Origin of the sequence: Rhodococcus sp. R1101 (assembly GCF_000278445.1) — a bacterium.
Taxonomy (GTDB): Bacteria; Actinomycetota; Actinomycetes; order Mycobacteriales; family Mycobacteriaceae; genus Rhodococcus; species Rhodococcus gordoniae.
On the sequence record NZ_AJVB01000339.1, the window covers coordinates 1 to 4172 of the forward strand.

The 4172-nt window shown below is 69.8% G+C and carries 5 protein-coding genes and 1 pseudogene; 3 read left to right on the forward strand and 3 right to left on the reverse strand.

The annotated features are described in order from the left end of the window. The 3 genes from R1101_RS0117325 to R1101_RS0117335 all read left to right on the forward strand — a co-directional run. The coding region (locus tag R1101_RS0117325) for a TlpA family protein disulfide reductase (RefSeq protein WP_016934627.1) at nt 1-448 on the forward strand (448 nt) is incomplete at its 5' end. Further along, nucleotides 445-1143, forward strand: a complete 699-nt coding sequence (locus R1101_RS0117330) for an NUDIX hydrolase (protein ID WP_016934628.1) — start codon at nt 445-447, stop codon at nt 1141-1143. The genes R1101_RS0117325 and R1101_RS0117330, both read left to right, overlap by 4 nt. Further along, a complete protein-coding gene (locus R1101_RS0117335) occupies nt 1140-2327 on the forward strand; it encodes a MarP family serine protease (protein ID WP_016934629.1) in 1188 nt (395 codons plus the stop codon). The genes R1101_RS0117330 and R1101_RS0117335 overlap by 4 nt, the downstream gene beginning before the upstream one ends. Before the next feature lie 36 nt (nt 2328-2363). On the opposite strand, the gene R1101_RS0117340 is transcribed toward R1101_RS0117335, so the two are convergent. From R1101_RS0117340 to R1101_RS0117350, 3 genes and pseudogenes are all read right to left on the reverse strand, one after another. Continuing rightward, complete coding sequence (locus tag R1101_RS0117340) at nt 2364-3299, reverse strand: alpha/beta fold hydrolase (RefSeq protein ID WP_016934630.1); 936 nt, start codon at nt 3297-3299, stop codon at nt 2364-2366. A gap of 14 nt (nt 3300-3313) precedes the next feature. Continuing rightward, nucleotides 3314-3829, reverse strand: coding sequence for a phage holin family protein (locus tag R1101_RS0117345; RefSeq protein WP_016934631.1), 516 nt, complete (start codon nt 3827-3829; stop codon nt 3314-3316). Beyond that, nucleotides 3829-4172: pseudogene (locus R1101_RS0117350) on the reverse strand (Na+/H+ antiporter NhaA); the annotation flags it as partial. The pseudogene R1101_RS0117350 and the gene R1101_RS0117345, both read right to left, overlap by 1 nt.

Here is a 4172-nt window from a genome sequence, read left to right on the forward strand (position 1 = left end):
GGGCGTGCCCGGGCCTGCCGCCGGTCCGCTCGCCGGACTGGTCTTCGAATGTGTCGGTGACGGATCCTCCGTGGACCTCGCGGCCGCCCTGGCCGGCAGGCCCGCCGTGGTGAACCTGTGGGCCTGGTGGTGCGGCCCCTGCGCCGAGGAACTTCCCGTGCTCGAGGAGTACGCCGCCCGCGTCGGCGACGCGGTCACGGTCGTCACCGTCCACACCGATCCCAACGAGTCGAACGCGCTCTCCAAACTCGCCGACTACGACGTGCGATTGCCGGGTGTCCAGGACGGATCCGGACGGGTCCAGGCCGCCGTCGGCGCGCCTGCTGTCCTTCCCGTGACGGTGCTGCTCCGCGCGGACGGATCGGTCGCCGCGGTGCTGCCGATCCCGTTCCGGTCCGCCGACGAGGTCGCCTCGCTCGTCGAGGAGCATCTGGGGGTGGCCGCGTGATCCCCGAATGGCTCCGGCGTGTCGCCTCGGTGTCCCCGGCCGACCCCCACGGTCTCAACCCGATCCTGAACCGTCGCGCACCCCGCGACGCGCGGGTGCGGCAGGCCTCGGTCCTGGTGTTGTTCGGCGGGTCGCCGACGGCCGACCCCATCGCCCGCGGCGGACTGCCCACCGACGCCGACGTCCTGCTCACCCAACGGGCCGCGACGCTGCGGCAGCACAGCGGACAGGTGGCCTTTCCCGGGGGCGCTGCCGACCCGGAGGACTACGGAGCCATCCACACCGCGTTGCGGGAGGCACAGGAGGAAACGGGCCTGGACCCGTCCGGCATCCGGCCGCTCGCGGTGCTTCCCGAACTGTTCATCCCACCCTCCGGCTTCGAGGTGACACCTGTGGTCGCCTACTGGGAGACTCCGAGTCCCGTCGGTGTGGTCGACCCGCGGGAGGCCACCCGCGTGGTCCGGGTGTCGCTGCACGAACTGCTCGACCCCGACAACCGGTTCCAGGTCCGGCACCGGCTGGGTTATCAGGGTCCGGCCTTCCAGGTGGACGGGATGCTGGTCTGGGGTTTCACCGCGGGCGTGCTCGCGGGTCTGTTCGCGGTGTCGGGTTGGGAGATCGAGTGGGATCACGACGATGTCCGTGATCTGGACGTCGTGCTCACCGAAGTGGAGACGGGGGTGGTCGAATCATGACCGGATCGGGCTGGATCGATCTGATCATCGTGGTGATCGTCCTGATCGCCGCGTCCTCCGGGCTCCGGCAGGGAGCCGTCGCCTCGGCTCTGGCCTTCCTGGGCGTGCTGCTCGGTGCGGTCGCGGGCATCCTCATCGCCCCGCACGTGCTCGTGCACATCGACGACGCCCGCATGCGCATCCTGGCCGGGATCGCCCTGATCGTGGTGCTGGTCGTGATCGGCGAGGTGGCCGGCATGGTGCTGGGCCGTGCCGCGCGCAGCGGCATCCACAGTCCGGGTGCGCGGGCGGTGGACAGTGTCGTCGGCGCCGGTCTGCAGTCGGTCGCGGTGCTCGTCGCCGCGTGGCTGCTCGCCATCCCTCTGACCGCCGCGACCCAGCCCGCTGTCTCCGCGGCCGTTCGGGGTTCCGATGTGCTCGGGACGGTCGACGATGTCGCGCCCGACTGGATGCGCGCCATCCCCAACGAGTTCTCGGCGCTGCTCGACACATCGGGCCTGCCCGAGGTGATCGGACCGTTCGGGCGCACCCCGATCGCCGAGGTGGAAGTACCCGACGGCACTCTGCTCGAAGGATCGGTGCCGGCCCGGCTGCAGACGAGTGTGCTGCGCATCAACGGTGTCGCGCCCAGCTGCCAGAAGGCGCTCGAGGGATCCGGCTTCGTCGTGGCACCCGAACGGGTGATGACGAACGCGCACGTCGTCGCAGGAACCGCGGCGGTGACCGTCGATACGGAGAGCGGACCGCTCGACGCGACGGTCGTGCTGTTCGACCCGGAAGTGGATGTCGCGATCCTCGCGGTGCCGGGACTGACCGCGCAGCCGCTCCGTTTCGAGTCGGAGGCCGCGGAGTCGGGCGACGACGCGATCGTGCTCGGCTATCCGGGTGGCGGACCGTACACGGCGAGCGCGGCGCGGATCCGCGAGACACTCGATCTGCAGGGCCCCGACATCTACCGCGGCGGCACCGTCGAACGTGAGGTGTACACGGTGCGGGGCACGATTCGTCAGGGTAATTCGGGTGGTCCGCTGGTCGATCCGTCCGGCAACGTCCTCGGGATGGTCTTCGGGGCGGCGGTCGACGACACCGATACCGGCTTCGTCCTCACCGGTGCAGAGGTGAGCCGGCAGCTGGCGATGGCCGGAAGGAATCAGCCGGTCGCGACCGGCGCCTGCATCGTCTGACGGCCCGCATCGTCCGGCCGCCCACCCGGGGCGGATTCAGTCGAGCGTGCGGATGAAGTCGGCGAGCAACGCCGTCACCGCGTCGGGCCTCTCCTGGTGGGCGTAGTGGCCGGCCCCGTCGACGAATTTCAGGATCCGGCCGGGGGCGTGTCGCACGCAGCGACGGAGTGTCGCCGCCAGGACATAGGGATCCAGTGCGCCGTGGAGTTGCAGGATCGGCAGTGTGAGCTCGACGTCCATGGCCTTCATGAACCGGCGCCCGTCGGGACGCCACTGACTGCGGAACGCCCAGCGCTGGTATTCGAGGGTCAGGTGAGCCGTGCCCGGGATGCGGATCGCTGAACGAAGCCGGTCGACGACCTCGGCGAACTCGCCGGTGCGTCGCCAGTCGGGGCCGCAGCGCACGCGCATCAGCCGTTCGATCTCCCGGCCGTCGTCGCGGACCAGTTTCCGCTCGGGGCGCCACGGCAGCTGGTAGGCGAGGAAGGTCGGCAGCAGGGCTTTGCGTTGCGCGCGGTCGCGCAGCGTCGCATCGCGCAGCGAGATCGGGTGCGGGGAGTCGACGACCGCGATCGCCCGCACGAGAGTGGGATGGAGCACCGCGGTCGCCCAGCACACGAGGCCCCCGTCGGCGTGACCGACGAGGATCGCCTCGGTATGGCCGAGCGCGCGGATCAGACCCGCGATGTCGTTCGAGAGCGTCCATCCGTCGTACCCGCGCGGCGGCTTGTCGGTGTCGCCGTAACCGCGCAGGTCCACGGTCACGGCCCGGTAGCCGAGCTCCGCGAAGGCTGTGAGCTGGTGGCGCCACGACCACCACAGGTCGGCGAAGCCGTGCACGAACACCACGAGCGGTGTGTCCGGGTCGTGCGGGCCGGCTTCGACGGCATGGAATCGGATGCCGTTGGCGTGGATGTCTCGATGCGTCCACGGTCCGGGATATCGGACCGTGGACGGGTCGGGGACGGGCACTGACGATCCGGTGGTCAGCGGGTGGCGTGACGCGGCGCGGCGTGGCGGGGGCCGGCCGAGTCGTGTCCGTCCTGGCTGTTCGGGAGGATCGACGCGGTCTGCTTGAGCGAGTCGATGGTCTTGTTGGGTGCGCGCACCTTGCGCACCCGCATATAGCCGATCAAGGCCAGCAGGGCGGTCACCACCACCATGATCAGGAAGACGATGAGGAAGGCGAGCCAGCGCGCCACCCAGATGTCGAGCAGTTCGGCGAGGAAGAAGAAGAAGAAGAACGAGCTGAAGGTCAGCACGGCGAGCGCGAGGATGAAGAACAGGCTGCCTTGCACGCCCTTCTTGACCTCACCGGTCACCTCGGCCTTGGCGAGCTGGACCTCGGCGCGGAACAGGGTGGACAGCTGTGTCGCCGCATCGCGCACCAGTTCGCCCACACTGGCGTCGCGGGGCGTCGGAGCGTCCACCTTCGTCAACGGGATGCCCGAGATGCTCGACGGGACTCCGTTCTCCGGACGATTCGCGTTCGTCACGCTCACTACTCGACCCCTTCGGTTGGTTCGTTCCGTTGGCGGTGGGCGCGCCCACGCCGTAACAGTAGCGCCGACCCGATGACGGAGGCGATCAAAGACGTCACCAGCACGGCGGCCTTGGCGATCTCGGCGGGCTCGCCGCCGTGGATGTCGCCGAGCGAGAGTTCGGCGATGAGCAGGCTCACCGTGAATCCGATGCCGCCGATCACGGCGAGCGCGAACACGTCGCCCCACATCAGCCCGGTCGGGCGGGTCGCGAGACCGAACCGGATCGCGAGCCAGGTCGCGCCGAAGATTCCGACGGTCTTCCGACGAGTAGACCCAGGACGACGGACTGGCCGACAGGATC